Consider the following 17,754-nt stretch of genomic DNA (forward strand, 5'->3'; position numbering starts at 1 on the left):
GGAGAGAGAACATCATGAGCAGCATGTTTTCACGGGGGGATTATCCCCGTCCGCAATTTGAGCGATCCGCATGGATGAGCCTCAATGGGGAATGGCAATTTCAATTCGACGACGAGCGGATCGGACTCGACGAACAATGGTATGGGGAAACGACTTTCGCGCAGCGGATTCAAGTTCCGTTCTGTTACCAAAGCGAGCTAAGCGGAATAGGAACACAAGAATTTCACGATACAGTCTGGTATAAAAGGAAAGTCGAAATTCCCCGGGAAATGTCCGGAAAACGCATCATTTTGCATTTCGGAGCCGTTGATTACTCGGCCCGGGTATGGGTAAACGGACAACTGGCGGCTGTCCATGAAGGAGGGCATACTCCTTTCTCGGCGGATATTACGAGCCTGCTGCGTCGGGAAGGTCCCGACGAAATTACGGTGCAGGCGAGAGATTACAGCAAAGATGTCACTTTACCGCGCGGCAAGCAATTCTGGAAAGAAAAATCTGAATTGATCTTTTACACCTCAACGACGGGGATCTGGCAGCCGGTATGGATTGAAGCGGTCGAACCGGTTCATTTGAGCCGCGTGTTTTATTACCCGGACATTGACCGCAATGAGATCGGCATTCAATATGTCGTCGACGGCTGGTCGGACGAGGCGGACATCAAGGTGAGAACCCGTATATCGTTTGAAGGCGAAGTCGTCGCTTATGAAGAGTGCAAGATAACCGCCGCCAAACAAAAACGCCGCATTGAACTGCATGACTTTAACGATCACGGCATGGGACGTTGGTGGAGCCCGGAACATCCGAATTTGTACGACGTAGAATACCGGGTTTATGTAAACGGAATCGAGAAAGATACCGTACGCAGTTATTTTGGAATGCGTAAAGTATCGGTTGACAGCGGTAAGCTGTGCCTGAACAATCGGCCGTTCTACCTGAAGGCGGTGCTTGACCAGGGCTATTTTCCGGGAGGCATTCTTACCGCGCCTTCGGATGACGCATTGAAAAAGGATGTAGAGCTAACCAAGTCGATGGGGTTTAACGGCGTAAGAAAGCATCAGAAGATTGAAGACCCGCGCTTTTTATACTGGTGCGACAAACTGGGACTCGTGGTCTGGGGCGAGGCTGCAAATGCGTTTGCTTTTAGTGAGGCGTACGTGCAGAAATTTACTTCGGAATGGATCGAAGCGGTGAACCGCGATTTTAACAGTCCTTCGATTATCGTATGGGTTCCTTTGAATGAAAGCTGGGGCATTCCGAACATCAAGGTGGATGATCAGCAGCGCCAGCACGCGATGGCCATGTACCACTTGACGAAATCGCTGGATACGACCCGGCTGGTCATTTCCAACGACGGATGGGAGCATGTTCAATCGGATTTATGCACCATTCACGATTATCAATGGGACTACAATAAGCTGGTGGCGAAATACAGTCAAATTGACTCGGCGCTGGATGCTCCCCAAAACCGGGATGTCTATGTAAAAGGCTATCAATATGAGGGTCAGCCGATCCTGATGACGGAGTTTGGGGGGATCTCCTTCCAGAAGGGCGAAACGAGCGGCTGGGGCTACTCGGGGGCCAGCGATGGGGCGGACTTCAAAAAGCGGGTACATGCCGTAATCAAAGCCATGCAGGATTCGCCCTTGATTCAGGGTTACTGCTACACTCAATTAACCGATGTAGAGCAGGAGATTAACGGGCTGCTGGACTTTAACCGGGAACCTAAGATTCCGCTGGAAACGATTCGGGCAATTAACGAAGGCAAATTTGAATTGGAGGAGGACCTATGACAACCATAAGACCGGAATATCCCCGCCCCCAATTTATAAGAGATTCGTGGCAGAGCCTGAACGGAGTGTGGTCTTTTGCATTCGATGACGATGACCTTGGGCTGAAAGAAAAATGGTATCAGGACACCGGAAAACTCCCGCTCGAAATCACGATCCCCTTCAGTTATCAGAGTGAATTAAGCGGGGTCGAAGACAAGCGCAACCATGAACGGGTATGGTATCAAAGAACATTTGACATTCCCGCCGAATACGCCGGGAAACGGGTGATTCTGCATTTCGGAGCGGTCGATTACGAATGCCGGGTGTGGGTAAACGGGCAGCGGGCCGGGAACCATCGCGGCGGATTTTCCTCCTTTTCGTTGGATATCACCGAATTGATCGAAAGCAATCAAAATGTAATTACCGTGATGGCGAAAGATTACTTGACGGATTTGACGATCCCTAGAGGCAAGCAATATTGGAAGGAAAAAGGCGAGGTGATGTGGTTCACGAACATGACCGGCATATGGCAATCCGTCTGGATGGAGTTTGTTGAAGAGGTCCGTCTGGAGAAGGTCCGTTTCACCCCGCACCTGGATACGAACGAAATCGAGATCCAGTCTTTCGTGGAAGGATGGAATGAACGGTCTCGGCTTGAATTGGCGACTCGGATCGAATTCAACGGTGAAAAGATTGCGGAAGAGTGCAGGACAATATTCGCGGGCGTGGAAGCCTGGCGCGTAAACCTGCGGGATTTTAACGACCATGGAATGGGCCGATGGTGGTCGCCCGAGAAGCCCAATCTGTATGACGTAACCTTTGAACTCAAGGCGGATGGAGTTGTCGTCGACCGGATCGAAAGTTATTTCGGAATGCGGAAAATTTCTGTCGATAACGGAAAACTTTGTTTGAATAATCGTCCTTATCAGATGAAGCTGGTGCTGGATCAGGGGTATTTCCCGCAGAGTTTGCTGACCGGGCCGACCGATGATGCTATTCGCCGGGATGTGGAACTGTGCAAAGCGATGGGCTTTAACGGGATGCGGAAGCATATGATGGTGGCCGACCCTCGTTATCTGTACTGGTGCGACAAGCTGGGGGCTTTGGTATGGGGGGAAATGGCCGCCGCTTACGTATACAGCGAGCAGTATGCCCATCGGATGATGGATGAATGGAAGGAAGTCATCGAGCGGGATTATAATCATCCGTCCATCGTCGTCTGGGTGCCTTTAAATGAGAGTTGGGGCGTCGCCGATATTTATTATAACGAACAGCAGCAGCATCATGCCCAGTCCCTGTATCATTTTACCAAGTCGGTGGACTCGACCAGACTGGTGATTTCCAACGACGGCTGGGAGCACTGCAAGTCTGATTTGTGCACCGTGCATGACTACGCCAAGGACCCGGAAGTTCTGCATAAGCGCTACTCCGACATTGAACATATTCTGGCGGATATGCCGGGGCTGGAAGGCCGGAAGTTTATATACAATCCCGGATTTTCCTATGGGGGAGAGCCGGTGCTTTGTACCGAATTTGGAGGCGTGAATTATCACTCTGAACCGGATGCTCCCGTTGTAGAGCCGAAGGCGGAGAATGAAAATGAGTTTGTGCAGCAACTGGTTGACGTCATCAATCCGTTCCTCGTATCCAAGCTGGTTCAAGGGTATTGCTATACGCAGTTGACCGACACGGAAACGGAAATCTGCGGCCTGCTGACCTGGAACCGGGAACCGAAGGTGCCGCTGGACATCATCAAGAGAATCAATGAAGGCCAAACAAATTTCCAAGGCATGATATGAAAATGGATAAGATGTAATCATTAGGCGGGTCTGCAATTGCCGTGCAGGCTCCGCCTTTTTTATTTAACTTTGCTTGTAAGATAACGTTATTGGGTATGTTCGTTGTATTAAGAATAAAAAGATGTTAAAATATAGATAATCTTTAATGAACGGAGGGTTCCCTGTGATTAATATCAAATTCCGTTTTACCACTTTGCGCGGCTAATTGAATAGTGCTCAAAGGCTCTGCGCCTGTGCAGGGCAAACGGGATAGGTATGCTATGACAAAGGGAACCGATCTTTTGAATAGAATATGCCGACACTAGCGACCACCGCTTTACGGGAGACGTTTGTTTGCCGTATTCAAGCGATGGTTTGGTCTTTTTTCGTTTGACCCGACACAGGATGCAGCCTGTGTCTTTTTATTTTTATTCCGAGGGAGGAACTATATATGGAACAATTGCAGCAAAAAGCGATCCTGGTCGGCGTCAATCTGAACCACCAGGACGATTTCGAATACTCGATGGAAGAGCTCGCGAATTTGGCGGAGGCCTGCGACGTGGAGGTCGTAGCGATGATGACGCAAAATCTGGTCAAGATCAACACGTCCCATTATATCGGCACTGGAAAAATACAGGAGGTGCTTGCGCTCCTGGAAGCGAACGACGGGAATCTCGTCATTTTTAACGACGAGCTGTCCCCTTCGCAGATCCGCAATCTGGAAGCCGACCTGAAATGCAAGGTCATCGACCGGACGGTGCTGATCCTGGACATCTTTGACCGGCGGGCCAAGACGCGGGAAGCGCAGCTTCAGGTAGAGGTTGCGCAGCTTAAATACATGCTGCCCAGGTTGGTGGGGCTGCGCGAATCGCTTGGCCGCCAAAGCGGCGGGGTCGGCACCAAAAACCGCGGCACGGGCGAAACCAAGCTGGAGCTCGACCGCCGGCGGATCGAGGAGAAGATCACGGCGCTCAGCAAGGAGCTGGAGACGCTGGTGGCCCACCGGCAAACCCAGCGCAAGCAGCGCAAGAAGAACGACGTGCCGGTCGTTTCGCTTGTCGGCTACACCAACGCCGGCAAATCCACCATCATGAACGCGATGATGGAGCTGTTCCATCCGGAGCAGGAGAAGCAGGTGTTCGAGAAGGATATGCTGTTTGCGACGCTGGAAACGTCGGTCCGCAGCATTCCGCTCGAGGATAACAAGACGTTCCTGTTGACCGATACGGTCGGCTTCGTCAGCAAGCTGCCGCATCATCTGGTCAAGGCGTTCCGTTCGACGCTGGAAGAGGTGGCCGAGGCCGATCTGCTCATTCATGTGGTGGATTACTCCAACCCGGAATATAAGCGGCTGATCGATATTACGAACCGGACGCTGCAGGAGATCGGAATTACGGATATCCCCGTCGTGTACGCTTATAACAAATCCGATCTCACCGGGCAGCCGATACCTGAAATCCAGGGAGATACCGTCTATCTCGCGGCCAAGCCGAGAATCGGCATCCGGGAGCTGGTGCAGCAAATTCGCGAGCGGGTGTTCAAAGACTATATCCGCTGCGAGATGCTGATCCCCTACGATCAAGGAGCGGTCGTATCCTACTTTAATGAGCGCGCCCATATATTCGCGACCGACTACGAGCCTGAGGGTACCAAGCTCATAATGGAATGCAAGCTCAGCGATTACGGAAAGTATAAGCAGTACGTTGTGGATGGCTCCGCGGCGGAAAACGCATCGGTGGAATAGTTTTGGAGAAAACTGCAAAAGTACATCCTTTTCGGGGCTAATCCGCCGGAAAGACGAAGGAATACGAAAAAACCTGCATATTTGCAGGTTTTTTTGAATTGGATATGCCCTATATGGCAAAACCTGCACTTTTGCAGGAAAAGCCAATGGAGGCAAAGAGAAAAATTAGTCCTGGGCAAACAGAGCAAACAGAGCCTGTCACAAAGCGGGCAGCGTCACCTCGAAGATTGCGCCTTCTCCCGGTTTGCTGCGGACTTCGATCCGGCCCGCATGGGCCTCGATGATCGATTGCGAGATGGCGAGCCCGAGCCCGGCGCCGCCTTGCTTGCGGGTCCGCGCCGCGTCGCTGCGGTAGAAACGCTCAAACACATGCGGCAGATGCTCCGGCGCGATTCCCGGGCCGTTATCCCGGACGCTAAGCAGCGCTGTATTATTGGCCGGAGAGGACAGGGCGGTCAGGGAGACTGCGATCTTCCCCTTGATCGGGTCCGTATGCTGTACGGCATTATGGAACAAATTCAGAATAACCTGCTTAATTTTGTCGCTGTCGACCATGCCTCTGATTTCCGGAGCCAGATCGAAAGTGACGGTGCGTTCGCCCGCGAGCATTCTAAGATGCGGCTCCATTTCCGCAACCAGTGTGTCGAGACGGGTTTCGGTGCGGTTGGCGACCGGAGTCCGGTCCAGCTTGGCTAGGGTGAGCAGGTCCTCGACCAGCTTCTTCATCCGCTTGGCTTCGCCGAGCATGCTGTTCAGCGCCGCGCCAAGCTGCTCCGGGTTGTTGGCGGCCCCGCGCAGCAGCACCTCCAGGAAGCCGTGAATCGAGGTCAGCGGCGTGCGCAGCTCGTGCGAAGCGTCGGCGATGAACCGGCGCATCTGTTCTTTGGCCTCCCGCTCGGACGCGAAAGAGATCTGCAGCCGCTCCAGCATCCCGTTGAACGACTCGGCCAGCCGGTCGATCTCCGCCTGCCCGAGCGAAGCTTGGAAGCGCCGGTCCAAATTGCCGGCGTCAAGCTCCTCGACCGTGCGGACCATCCGATTTAGCGGATTCAGCGTTTTGCGCAGAATCGGCAGATAGAGCATGAGCCCGCCGGCCAGCGCGAGCAGCGACAAGGTGATAAAGATGAAAAGTTGACGCAAGGCGATCGCCCGCAGCGGGGCGGTGGCGATGCCCATCTGGATCAGCCGGTCCCATCCCCGCGGGCCATCGGCAGGGCTGAACACCAGCAGCTGTTCGGTGCCGTTTTTGTCATGTGCGATTTTGTAGGCGCCGTTCCTTTTGCCGACCCATCCCTCCCGGATCGCCTCGTATTCTTCGTCGGACAGCTGCGGAGCCGGAAGGCCGGATTCGTTGGACCGGCTCATAAATCCTTCTTCCCTGCCTACGATCGCAAGCGACGTATCGGGAAGGAACAGAAACGGCTGGCGTATGCCGTCACCCGGCACTCCGGGAGCGGCGGCGGCTCCCGTCCCCGCCGCCGGCGCTTCCGATTCGCCGGAAGCGTTTCTCTCCCAGCGCTTGGGGGTGAAACTGTCGTTCATGATCAGCTCCTTGGGCAGGCTGCGGATTTGTGACAGCAGCGTTTCCGCCTGGTTGCTGTACAGAAAATTTTTCATCACGAAATATTGTACCCCGCCGATCAGCAGCAGGAGCAGCGCAAGGATGAGAAGCGAGCGAGACAGCAGCTGGGAGCGGAGGGAGCGCGAGCGGAACCGTCCCGGCAGCAGGCGGGACGGGCTCCGGCGCTTCATGGCAGGTCGACGCGGTAGCCCGCGCCCCGGAGCGTGCGGATCAGCCGGTGATCCTTATCGTTCAGCTTTTCGCGCAAGGAGCGGATGTAGACCTCGACGATATTTTCCTCGCCGCCGAAATCGTAGCCCCAAACCTGGTCGAGAATCGTACTTTTGCTCAATACGATTCCGTGGTTGATCACGAGATATTTCAGCAGCTCATATTCGGTCGGCGACAGCTCAAGCACCCGGTCCTGGTACTGGATTTCCTTTCTGCGGTCGTCCAGCCGGAACGGGCCGTAAGTCACCTCGCCGAACAGGGCGGGGAACTGGTTGCGCAGACGGGCGCCGATCCGGGCGAGCAGTTCCTCGAAGCTGAACGGCTTAATGACATAATCGTCCGCCCCCGTCGTCAGTCCCTTGACCCGGTCTTCCACCTCGTCCTTGGCCGTCAGCATAATAATCGCGACATTGCCGAGATTTTTCTTCAGCAGCCGGCAGACCTCCCAGCCGTCCATGCCCGGCATCATCACATCGAGCACGACGACATGCGGCTGGAATTCGAGGGCGAGGTTGATAGCGCCCATTCCGTCGGCCGCGGTGCGAATCTCGAACCCTTCGTTCATTAGCCCGAGCTCCAAAAATTGCGTAATATGCGGTTCATCGTCAACAAGCAAGATTTTGACGCCTTTTGCGTTTTTCATGAAAAATGCCTCCAGTGTCTTGCACGAATGTCTTCTACTATTATGTGCGCCCACCCTGAGCGTTCGCTGAACGCCGCCTGAGGAGGACCTGAAATTTGCCGCCGGAAACGTGTCTTTTCTTTGATCCTAGCATGCTTGGCCCTTGATTGTGAATCCGGTTCTGAGATATACTTTTGTAAGCGAAATGACGAAAAGGAGAGTAAACGAATGGAAAAAGTATTGATTTTCGGACATAAAAATCCGGACACGGATACGATTTGCTCCGCGATCGCCTATGCCGACCTGAAAACGAAGCTGGGCTGGAACGTTGAGGCTGTCGCCTTGGGCGAACCCAACGGCGAAACGAAATTCGCGCTCGAGCGCTTCGGCTTCCAAGCGCCGCGCGTGATTGAAGCCGCCGCGGGCGAAGTGAAGGACGTCATTCTGGTCGACCACAACGAGCGCCAGCAAAGCGTTGCCGACATCGAGCAGGTGCGGGTGGCCGAAGTGATCGACCATCACCGGATCGCCAATTTCGAAACGAGCGGACCGCTTTATTACCGCGCGGAGCCTGTCGGCTGCACGGCAACGATCCTGAACAAATTGTACAAAGAGAACGGCATCGACGTACCGGCCAACATCGCCGGATTGATGCTGTCCGCCATCATTTCCGACTCCCTTTTGTTTAAATCTCCGACCTGCACCGAGCAGGATGTGGCCGCGGCCCGCGAACTGGCCGCCATCGCCGGCGTTAATCCCGAAGAATACGGGCTGGACATGCTGAAAGCGGGCGCCGATCTCAGCGACAAAACGATCGAGCAGCTGATCTCGCTGGATGCCAAGGAATTCTCCATGGGCAGCGCGAAAGTGGAAATCGCCCAAGTGAACGCGGTTGACGTGAACGATGTACTGTCTCGCCAGGCGGAGCTCGAAGCCGCTTTGAACGAGATCGTGGACAAGAAGGGTCTCGACCTGTTCCTGTTCGTCGTAACCGATATTTTGAACAACGATTCCGTAGGCCTTGCTTTGGGTAAAGCGGCGGACGCCGTGGAAGCGGCCTATAACGTGAAGCTGGAAAACAACAAGGCGCTGCTGAAAGGCGTCGTATCCCGCAAATCGCAAATCGTTCCGGTACTGACCGATATTTTCAACAAACGTTAATAGTTTTTCCCGATTATTACAAAAGAGTCCTGCAGGTTAAGCCGTTGAACGGCCTTGCTGCAGGACTCTTTTTGTTTGGAATTATCTCGATTCGTTGGATCCTGCCGAGCTGATACTTGCCTCTATCGTCCCGGGAACCGGAATGGGCGCCGGTTTCAGCTTAAAGATCGGGATAAGGATGATCGCCCCAAGCAGCATCACCAGGCCGGAAGCGGTGTAGATGCCGACCAGCGGGAACAGCTTCTTGAGCACGCCCGCCAGCGACATCATGACGACCGTCATGCCGATGAACATCGGGCTCAGCACCCCGTTTACCCGGCCGACATAGGACTGCTCCGTAGACTGGAGAATCAGCGTATTGATGCCGACTTGGATGCAAGGGAAGGTCAGCCCGTTTAGGAATTGCAAAAACAAGGTTAATGGTATACTGGTGGACACGCCCATGCCCACAATACATATTGCGCTCACGGCCATGCCGAAGGCCAGCAGAATTTGCGGGGGCACTTTTTTGGCTTGCGACATGATGACCGCGCCGCCGATGAGCATCGCCACCCCGTTTACCATGAGCAGAAACTGAAGAAACTCCTTCGGCTTACCCAAATTTTCAGTCACGACGAACAAGCCCAGCGTCTGGATGGTGCCTACGGCGAAGCCGGCGATGGCAAAGGCCGCGCCGAGCACTCGCAGCACCGGACTGCGCCATACGTAGCGGAAGCCGTCGGCCAGTTCCTGACGCAATTTGGAAGTGCGTTCCGTTTGGACTTCCTCCTCTTCATCGGCGGGCAGCCGGAACAGGACGAGCGCGGAGAGCAGGAAAGCGACGCCCATGACCCCGATCGAGATATGGATTCCGAACTGATGGTAGGCAAAAATGCCGAGCGTCGGGCCGAGCACCATAAAAATCGCCATCAGGGATTGGAACAGGGCCATGCCTTGCTGCATTTTATCCGGATGAATATGCTGTTTGAACAGCTTCATGACGGACGGCTGCGAGAATTGCGACAGGATCGCCGAAATAAAGGTAGCGAAATAGATCGCATACCACGATTCGAACAGCAGTGTCACCAGTACGGCAAATACCGATACGGCCGACAGGAAATCGCACCAGATCATCGTCCTTTTAGGCTTCCAGCGGTCGGCAAAGGCGCCGCCTATAAAGGAAAATACAAAGATCGGAGCAAATTCGACCACGGAAATCAGTGAGATCGCCAGTGGGTCGCTGGACGTTTTCTCGGTGACGAACATCAGAATGGCAAAATTCCGGACCCAGATCCCGATTTGCAAAAAAATGTTTGAAATCAGGATCGTCTGGTAAAACCGGTTGCTGAACAGGCTGGCATTTGCCGGTGAAGCGTGAGCTTGATGGGTCATAAATATCACCTCAGTATGGTTTTCTTTCTAAAATAAGATTGAAATTGCGGATTTTTCCCACTATAACAATAAGGGATAGGATAAAAGTTTAAAAGGGAAATTTTAAGTATATTTATTTTTGGTTTTTCCGCTTTTATGAGAGATGAATCCGATTTTATGAGAGAATGAAACTGACGTGCAGCAAACACTAACTATCATGGGACGGAGGCTGGTTATGGGCAACGGACGCAGAGGGGAAAAGTCTCTTAATGAAGGCGGTTTTGGCACGGTCCCGGCGAAGTCGGCCGGTCAGCCGGAGGATTGGGCGCGCTTTATTCTTGCGACGATGGACGAGCTGGTTTACTGCTGCGATCTGGACGGGATCGGTCTGTATTGCTCGCCGTCGGTTACAAGCTGGCTGGGGTATACCCCCGAGGAGGTCGTCGGTGTCCGTTACACGGCATGGTGCCACCCGGAGCATGGCGAACTCCCGATCGGCAAAGAGCTGCTTCGGACCGGCAGAACGGTCACGGAGCTGCGGATCAGGGATAAAGCCGGCGATTATATATGGTTTGAATTTGCGCTCCATTTGGCGGAGGACGGGGAGGATAAACCGAGAATACTGGCTGTCGGACGGGAGATTTCCAAGCGGAAGTATGAGGAGTCCGTGCTGGAAGAAACGATGCGCATCGCCCGGATCGGAAGCTGGGAATGGTATGTCACGGAAGATAGGGTTGCCCTGTTTGATCAGCTCTATCATTTATTCGGCATCGAGAAAAAAGAGGAGAACTTGACCACGGCCGATATTCTGCATATCGTGCATCCGTCCGAGCGGGAGCGGCTGGTCGAAGCGATCGGTGAAGCCCTGCGGCAGGGGCATTTCGATTTTGAATTTCAGCACGAAATCGACGGGGAGGAAGCCCAGTACTTGCATTTGCGCGGGATAGTTACCTACGATGAGGAAGGCAAACCGGTGAAAATGACCGGCACGGTGCAGAATATTACGGACCGGAAGCAGGTGGAGCGCAAGCTCCAGGAAACCGTCGAAAGATACAATTCGCTCAAGAAATACAATCACGACGCCGTTTTCTCCCTCGATTTGAACGGCCATATCATAAACACCAACACGATGGCCGAGAAATTGACTGGCTATCGGGTTCAACAGATGGCGGGACAGTGCTTCACCATGTTTATCGAGGAGTGCCAGCTGCAGAGCATTTTATCCGCCGCGGCCGCCGATGTCTCGATTGAGAAAGGAATCGACAGAATCAAAACGAAGGACGGAAGAATGGTGGAGGTGTTGACCACCATCGCGCCGATTATTATCAATCAGGAGAATGTCGGCTTTTATATTATCGCCAAGGACATTAGCGAGCAGAAGCAGCTGCTGATCGCGAAGGAGGCGGCGGAACGGACGAACCAGGCCAAGAGCGAATTCCTGGCCATGATGAGTCACGAAATCCGCACCCCGATGAACGGAGTCATCGGGATGACGGATTTGATGATGGAAACGACGGAATTGTCGGACACGCAGAGAGAGTATCTGGACATTATCCGCAAGAGCGGAGATACGCTGCTTGCGATCATCAACGATATACTGGATTTTGCCAAGATCGAATCGGGCAAAGCGGAGCTTCACATGGATGCCGTCGATGTGCGGCGGGTCATTTCGGAAACGCTGGATATTCTCAAGGTCCGGGCGGGCGAGAAGCGGCTTGAACTGTCCTATTCCGTGGAAGGCGATATTCCCGGCATCCTGTACGGCGATCCGGAGCGTTTGAAGCAAGTGCTGCTGAACCTGGTCGGCAACGCCGTAAAATTTACTTATTCCGGCGGAGTCACGGTGACGGTCAACCGGATCGCGGACGATGGTCCGGATATCGGCCTCCGCTTCGCGGTCCGCGATACCGGGATCGGGATTCCCGCGGAGAAGATTCCTTTACTGTTCGAGCCGTTTTCCCAACTGGACCATCTTATGACCCGCAGGTATGAAGGAACCGGACTCGGACTGGCCATCACGAAGAAGCTGGTCGGCCTGATGGGCGGGGAGATTTGGGTCCAGCCGCAGGACGGACCGGGAGCGACCTTCATGTTTGACATACGTCTCAAGGAAAATGAAAAAGAGGAGCTTGCCGGAGGGTCGAAAGCTTGGAAGAACGCGCCGGCAAAAGGGCGGAGACTGAATATTCTGATTGCGGAAGACAATGAGATCAATCAGATCGTGCTGCAAAAAATGCTGGAAGGACTGGGGCACTCCACCCGGATTGTAGCCAGCGGTCAAGAAGTCCTTCAAAGCGTCGCGTACGAATCGTTCGATATGATCTTTATGGATATTCATATGCCGGAAATGAGCGGTCTGGAAGCCACCCGAATTATCCGCAGCACGATTCCGCCGGAGAAATGCCCGGTGATTGTCGCCGTGACGGCCAACGCTTTGAAGGGTGTTAGAGAAAATCTGCTCAAATCAGGGATGGACGATTATATCAGCAAACCGATCAAAAGCTCGGTCGTAGCGGAGATTATCAACAAATATTTTTAATTTAAATGAAATGAAAGAATAAGTCAGGAAATGAAAGCATCCTCCCGAAATAAACGCTTTCATGGGCCAGTAACCCATCTTGAGGTTATCCGGCCTTTTTTCATATAATCGAGATCGTGAGCGTTGCACCGGACCCATTTTCATTTACATCATAAGGAGGACCCACTTCATTGTCTAAAACAAAAAATATATCTGCCAGCTGGTTTTCGAATGTCAAAAATGACATCCTGTCCGGACTTACGGTAGCTTTTGCCCTCATTCCGGAAGCGATTGCCTTTTCGATCCTGGCCGGGGTCAGTCCGATGGTCGGACTTTACGCCTCTTTTTGTATCGCCGTCGTCATTTCCTTTGCCGGCGGTCGGCCGGGAATGATCTCCGCGGCTACGGGGGCGATGGCTTTGCTGATGGGCGGCTTGGTCCGGGATCATGGCATTGAATACTTGTTCGCCGCGACGGTGCTGGCGGGAATCCTGCAAATCGTGTTTGGCCTGCTGAAGCTGGGGAAATGGATCAGCTTCCTGCCCCAATCGGTGATGACCGGGTTCGTCAACGCCTTGGCGATCCTGATTTTCATGGCCCAGCTCACCCATTTCTCGGGGCAGGGTTGGCTCATGTACGCCCTTGTGGCGCTTACGCTAGCCATCATATATTTAGTTCCGCGTTTAACAAAGGCGGTGCCATCCGCGCTCGTAGCGATCATCGCCGTTTCGGTGCTGGTGATCACGCTGGGTCTGGATGTGAAAACCGTGGGGGACATGGGAGAGATCACAAGCGCATTACCGGTTTTCCATGTGCCTGATGTCGGTTTGTCGTGGGACTTGCTGAAGACGATTTTCCCGGTATCTTTGTCGCTGGCCGTTGTCGGCCTATTGGAATCGTTAATGACGGCGACGCTGATCGACGAGATCACGGACACGCCCAGCGATAAAAATCGGGAGATGAAGGGACAGGGACTGGCGAATATCGTCACCGGCTTCTTCGGCGGAATGGCGGGCTGCGCCATGATCGGCCAGTCGATGGTCAACATGAAATCCGGCGGGCGGACCCGGCTTTCCACATTGGTCTCGGGGGTAGGGCTGCTCTTCTTGATTCTGGTCCTCGGCGATGTAGTCAAGCAGATTCCGATGGCCGCCCTGGTTGGCGTCATGTTTATGGTCTCGATCGGAACCTTCGAGTGGAAATCGCTCCGGACATTGCACAAAGTTCCGAAGACCGATGCCTTCGTCATGATCATCACGGTGGTCACCGTGGTGGCGACGGATAATTTGTCCATCGGGGTAGCGGTTGGCGTGCTGCTCAGCGCACTGGCGTTCGCCTGGAAGATGGCGCGTATCCGGATCGCGGAAGAGCGGGGTCCCGAGGTAAAAACATATACCGTCTATGGCCAAATGTTCTTTGGAACCGTCGCTCATTTCGTAAACGGCTTTCATCCGGCGGACGATCCGGAGCGGATTGCGATCGATTTTTCCAAATCCCATGTATGGGATCATTCCGCTGTAAACGCCATTTCAAAAATCGTAAACAAATATGTGCAAATGGGCAAAGAAGTTTCGATCATCGGGCTGAACGAAGAAAGCACGGCGCTGGTTGAACGAAGCGGATTATTGTCCCAATAGAAGAAAATCCTCCTTAAGGGTCTCATTCGGACCGTTTAAGGAGGATTTTTGTTTTACAGCAGGCGAAACCGTTCCAACTGGTCCCATAGCTGCTCCTGCATCAGAATCTCGCGCTGCTTCGGGCCGAGGAGATCGAAATGGGGGAACGGGGGACGGTGGTGAATATATTCGGGATTCAAATCATGCTCCCTGCACCATGCCGCCAGACGTTCCAAATCGCTGCAGCCGACCTTGGTCACGGTTTTCGCGCCCGGAAACCGGGGATCGAGCCAATAATGGGTCAGAAAGGCGATCTCGCCCCGGGATACCGCCTGTTTCCAGGCGGTCAGTTCTTCCCTGTTGATTCCGAATGCCATGGTGTCCGTATCTCCTTCTTGTAGTCGTAGACGTTAAACTCTATACGTGAATGCCCCTCCAAAGAAAAGCCACGATCGCCGCGGCGGCTTCCCGTTCCGACGGGAACAGCTTGTTGGCTTGGTCATACTGCCGTTCGCCCGCCCGCAGCATCGACACATAGAAATGGGCGGCCAGCAGCGGGTCGCCGGCGGTAATTTCCCCTTCCCGCATCGCGGCTGCAAAGCCTTCCTTCAGCGTTTCATATAGGTCATTCTCGTGCCGGATCAAGGTTTGCAGTTGTTCATCCGTCAAATGCCGCTTCACTTGGGCAAACATGCCGTTTACGTGGACCTGCGGTATTTTTAAATAATTTTCCGTAATGCGGATTAACCGGTCTTGGAACGATCCTGACTGGGCGAGCACTTCCGCGATCCGCCCGTTGACCTCGGACAGTGTAGCTGCGATGGAAGCGACAAACAGCTCGGTTTTGTTCGGATAATAGTAATAGATCGTCGCCTTGGTAACCCCGCACTGATCGGCAACTTCGTTCATGGATACGGCCTCGAAGCCTTTCGCCATAAACAGCCGGGAAGCGGTCTGCAAAATGTGCCGGGACGTCGGCAAGCCGTCCTGCTGTTGAACCGGCCGTCCCAAAGGACGCTTGCTGGGGGTGCTCATATTATCACCTCAACACCTTCTTCTGACGAATTATTATACCACAAGAGGTAAACAATTCTCTCCTTGCTCCATTTTGTTTATTAATTAACCTTCCGGTATATATAATTATTGTGGTATGATAAATATCACTCATATGGGAGTTTTAAAAATAAGGTGGAGGGAAAAAACATGTTATTGAAAATAGCCCGCTTTGTCTCGGGTGAACGGACGAAGTGGATCACACTGATTGTTTGGGTCGTGATCGTCGGCGTGCTGAGCGCGATGTGGCCCGGCGTGAACCAAATGGAAAAGAACAATGCGGCGAATCTGGAGGCCGACAATCCTTCCGTCCGGGCGGCAGCCGTCGCCGAAGAGCAATTCCCGGACGAAAGCGGGATTCCCGCATTAATCGTCTGGAGTCGGGAGGGCGGGCTTTCCGATACCGACTATGAAGGGATCCGGCGGCTTTCCGCCAGTCTTGCGGACCAGCCGGTTCCCGGGCAGCAATCGCTGCCTCCGTTCGATCAGATACCGCCGGCGGCGCTTAAGCAGCAGGCTTCCGAGGACGGGACGGCGTTCGTGATGCCGGTATTCTTCGCCAAGTCGGCGGATTCGGCCCTGTTAAAAGAAGGGGGCCAGGAAATCCGCAACCAGGCCGAAGCGGCGTTTGGGGCCGACCCGTTTGCCGCAGGGGTAAAGAGCGGCGAGCTTTTCGCGCGAATTTCCGGGCCGGCCGGTATTTCAATCGACGCGTCCAGCCTGTTTTCGAGTGCCGATGTTTCGCTGATGATCGCGACGGTGCTGCTCGTGCTCGTGCTGCTTCTGCTCATTTACCGCTCGCCGACTCTGGCGATCATCCCGTTGATCGCCGTCGGGTTCGCCTATATGGCGGCCAGCCCGATCCTGGGCAAGCTGGCGGAACTGGGGTGGATCACGGTCGACTCCCAGGCGATCTCGATCATGACCGTGCTGCTGTTCGGTGCGGGAACGGATTATTGCCTGTTCCTGATCTCGCATTTCCGCGACCGGCTTAAACAGGAAAAGAGCAAGTCCAAAGCGCTTCTGGGCGCGCTTAAGGATGCCTCCGGCGCGATCGCCATGAGCGGATTTACCGTAGTCATTGCGCTGTTGGTACTGCTGCTGGCCAAGTATGGGGCAGTACATCGTTTTGCGGTTCCATTCAGCCTATCGATTCTGGTTATGGCTCTCGCCAGCCTGACTTTGGTGCCCGCGCTGCTGGCCATATTCGGCCGCGCCTCCTTCTATCCGTTTGTCCCCCGTACGGCGGAAATGGAAGAAGAGCGAAGCCGGAAAAGAGGCGGGGCTTCGCAGGTCCGATCCAAAACGGACACAAGCAAGTTCGGCGTTTTCATCGGCAATCTCGTTACGAAGCGTCCTTGGCTGGTCGTGATCGTGGCTTTGATCCTGCTCGGGGCGGCGGCCTTGAATACATTCCGGATTCAATACACCGTCGATTTGCTGTCTTCCTTCCCTGAGGATTCGCCGTCGCGCGAAGGATTTGCGGTAATCGGCGAGAAATTCACCCCCGGCGAATTGGCTCCGATGAAAATCATGATAGATACGGAGGGGCAGGATGTCGCGCTGAAAGAAGCGCTTGTGAAGCTTCCGTATTTAAGCAAAGTATCCGATCCGGTTTCGGGTGAAGGCGACCCGGACATCACGGCGTTTGACGCCGAGTTTACCATGAACCCGTACTCGGCGGAAGCGGTGAACCTGATTCCGGAGCTGCGGGAAACGGCGGAGACGGCGTTACGGCAAGCCGGGATCTCTTCGCCGGAATCCAAAGTATGGATCAGCGGACAAACCGCGACCCAATATGATACCGAAATGACGAACAACCGCGACGATAGGGTCGTCATTCCGATCGTCATCGGGCTGATCGCCATATTGCTGCTGGTCTATTTGCGCTCCCTGGTAGCGATGATTTATCTGATTTTGACCGTGGTGCTGTCTTATTTCGCCGCGCTCGGGCTCGGTTGGGTGGCGGTTCATGATCTCATGGGGACCGCGGCGATTCAAGGGCTGATCCCGTTGTACTCGTTCGTGTTTCTGGTGGCGCTCGGGGAAGACTATAATATCTTTCTGATCTCAAGCATCTGGAAAAAGCGCAAAACGATGCCGCTCAAGCAGGCGATTCGGGAAGGCGTGGCGGAAACCGGGAGTGTGATCACCTCGGCCGGCCTGATTCTCGCCGGAACATTCGCCGTGCTGGCGACGCTGCCGATTCAGGCGCTGGTGCAATTCGGGATCATCACGGCCATCGGGGTGCTGCTCGATACTTTTATCGTCCGTCCGCTATTGGTTCCGGCGATCACGACGCTGCTCGGAAATTGGGCGTTTTTTATTTGAAATAATCAACCCGTGCCAAT

The 17,754-nt window shown here is 54.0% G+C and carries 12 protein-coding genes; 7 read left to right on the top strand and 5 right to left on the bottom strand.

Features of this window, described 5'->3' with window-relative positions; all coding sequences use genetic code 11:
• Nucleotides 1-14 precede the first annotated feature (14 nt).
• The 3 genes from V3851_RS16790 to hflX all read left to right on the top strand — a co-directional run bounded on the left by V3851_RS16790 (nucleotide 15) and on the right by hflX (nucleotide 5,291).
• Complete coding sequence (locus V3851_RS16790) at nucleotides 15-1,790, top strand: glycoside hydrolase family 2 protein (protein WP_331847706.1); 1,776 nt, start codon at nucleotides 15-17, stop codon at nucleotides 1,788-1,790.
• A complete protein-coding gene (locus V3851_RS16795; protein WP_331847707.1) occupies nucleotides 1,787-3,568 on the top strand; it encodes a glycoside hydrolase family 2 protein in 1,782 nt (593 codons plus the stop codon). Before V3851_RS16790 ends, V3851_RS16795 begins: the two co-directional genes overlap by 4 nt.
• Before the next feature lie 430 nt (nucleotides 3,569-3,998).
• Nucleotides 3,999-5,291 carry a GTPase HflX gene (hflX, locus tag V3851_RS16800; RefSeq protein ID WP_331847708.1) on the top strand — a complete coding sequence of 431 codons (1,293 nt, stop codon included), beginning with the start codon at nucleotides 3,999-4,001 and terminating at the stop codon, nucleotides 5,289-5,291.
• 198 nt (nucleotides 5,292-5,489) lie between these two features.
• Here the strand turns inward: hflX and V3851_RS16805 are convergent, their stop codons facing one another.
• Nucleotides 5,490-7,043 carry a sensor histidine kinase gene (locus V3851_RS16805; protein WP_331847709.1) on the bottom strand — a complete coding sequence of 518 codons (1,554 nt, stop codon included), beginning with the start codon at nucleotides 7,041-7,043 and terminating at the stop codon, nucleotides 5,490-5,492.
• Nucleotides 7,040-7,726, bottom strand: a complete 687-nt coding sequence (locus V3851_RS16810) for a response regulator transcription factor (RefSeq protein WP_331847710.1) — start codon at nucleotides 7,724-7,726, stop codon at nucleotides 7,040-7,042. Before V3851_RS16810 ends, V3851_RS16805 begins: the two co-directional genes overlap by 4 nt.
• Before the next feature lie 207 nt (nucleotides 7,727-7,933).
• On the opposite strand from V3851_RS16810, the gene V3851_RS16815 reads away from it, so the two are divergent.
• Nucleotides 7,934-8,866: a manganese-dependent inorganic pyrophosphatase gene (locus V3851_RS16815; protein WP_331847711.1), complete on the top strand. Its 933-nt coding sequence runs from the start codon at nucleotides 7,934-7,936 to the stop codon at nucleotides 8,864-8,866.
• Between the two features lie 81 nt (nucleotides 8,867-8,947).
• On the opposite strand, the gene V3851_RS16820 is transcribed toward V3851_RS16815, so the two are convergent.
• A complete protein-coding gene (locus V3851_RS16820; RefSeq protein WP_331847712.1) occupies nucleotides 8,948-10,237 on the bottom strand; it encodes an MFS transporter in 1,290 nt (429 codons plus the stop codon).
• Between the two features lie 214 nt (nucleotides 10,238-10,451).
• On the opposite strand from V3851_RS16820, the gene V3851_RS16825 reads away from it, so the two are divergent.
• Nucleotides 10,452-12,755 carry a PAS domain S-box protein gene (locus V3851_RS16825; protein ID WP_331847713.1) on the top strand — a complete coding sequence of 768 codons (2,304 nt, stop codon included), beginning with the start codon at nucleotides 10,452-10,454 and terminating at the stop codon, nucleotides 12,753-12,755.
• A gap of 170 nt (nucleotides 12,756-12,925) precedes the next feature.
• Nucleotides 12,926-14,371, top strand: a complete 1,446-nt coding sequence (locus tag V3851_RS16830; protein WP_331847714.1) for a SulP family inorganic anion transporter — start codon at nucleotides 12,926-12,928, stop codon at nucleotides 14,369-14,371.
• 53 nt (nucleotides 14,372-14,424) lie between these two features.
• On the opposite strand, the gene V3851_RS16835 is transcribed toward V3851_RS16830, so the two are convergent.
• Together V3851_RS16835 and V3851_RS16840 are read right to left on the bottom strand one after the other, a co-directional pair.
• A complete protein-coding gene (locus tag V3851_RS16835; RefSeq protein WP_331847715.1) occupies nucleotides 14,425-14,727 on the bottom strand; it encodes a hypothetical protein in 303 nt (100 codons plus the stop codon).
• Nucleotides 14,728-14,767: 40 nt separating this feature from the next.
• Nucleotides 14,768-15,385 (bottom strand): TetR/AcrR family transcriptional regulator, encoded by a 618-nt coding sequence (locus V3851_RS16840; RefSeq protein WP_331847716.1) that lies wholly within the window; start codon nucleotides 15,383-15,385, stop codon nucleotides 14,768-14,770.
• A 168-nt stretch (nucleotides 15,386-15,553) separates the two neighbouring features.
• Between V3851_RS16840 and V3851_RS16845 the strand changes: the two genes are divergently transcribed.
• The gene (locus V3851_RS16845) at nucleotides 15,554-17,734 is read left to right on the top strand and encodes an MMPL family transporter (RefSeq protein WP_331847717.1); all 2,181 of its coding nucleotides are present in this window, start codon (nucleotides 15,554-15,556) and stop codon (nucleotides 17,732-17,734) included.
• Nucleotides 17,735-17,754: the final 20 nt, after the last annotated feature.

This window comes from Paenibacillus haidiansis (genome assembly GCF_036553665.1).
Taxonomy (GTDB): Bacteria; Bacillota; Bacilli; order Paenibacillales; family Paenibacillaceae; genus Fontibacillus; species Fontibacillus haidiansis.

Excerpts from the sequence above, each read along its gene's own strand:
- V3851_RS16845 (WP_331847717.1), top strand. The coding sequence starts at position 15,554 with ATGTTATTGAAAATAGCCCGCTTTGTCTCGGGTGAACGGACGAAGTGG.
- V3851_RS16815 (WP_331847711.1), top strand. The coding sequence starts at position 7,934 with ATGGAAAAAGTATTGATTTTCGGACATAAAAATCCGGACACGGATACG.
- V3851_RS16810 (WP_331847710.1), bottom strand. The coding sequence starts at position 7,726 with ATGAAAAACGCAAAAGGCGTCAAAATCTTGCTTGTTGACGATGAACCG.
- V3851_RS16790 (WP_331847706.1), top strand. The coding sequence starts at position 15 with ATGAGCAGCATGTTTTCACGGGGGGATTATCCCCGTCCGCAATTTGAG.
- V3851_RS16840 (WP_331847716.1), bottom strand. The coding sequence starts at position 15,385 with ATGAGCACCCCCAGCAAGCGTCCTTTGGGACGGCCGGTTCAACAGCAG.
- V3851_RS16820 (WP_331847712.1), bottom strand. The coding sequence starts at position 10,237 with ATGACCCATCAAGCTCACGCTTCACCGGCAAATGCCAGCCTGTTCAGC.
- hflX (WP_331847708.1), top strand. The coding sequence starts at position 3,999 with ATGGAACAATTGCAGCAAAAAGCGATCCTGGTCGGCGTCAATCTGAAC.
- V3851_RS16805 (WP_331847709.1), bottom strand. The coding sequence starts at position 7,043 with ATGAAGCGCCGGAGCCCGTCCCGCCTGCTGCCGGGACGGTTCCGCTCG.
- V3851_RS16835 (WP_331847715.1), bottom strand. The coding sequence starts at position 14,727 with ATGGCATTCGGAATCAACAGGGAAGAACTGACCGCCTGGAAACAGGCG.
- V3851_RS16795 (WP_331847707.1), top strand. The coding sequence starts at position 1,787 with ATGACAACCATAAGACCGGAATATCCCCGCCCCCAATTTATAAGAGAT.
- V3851_RS16825 (WP_331847713.1), top strand. The coding sequence starts at position 10,452 with ATGGGCAACGGACGCAGAGGGGAAAAGTCTCTTAATGAAGGCGGTTTT.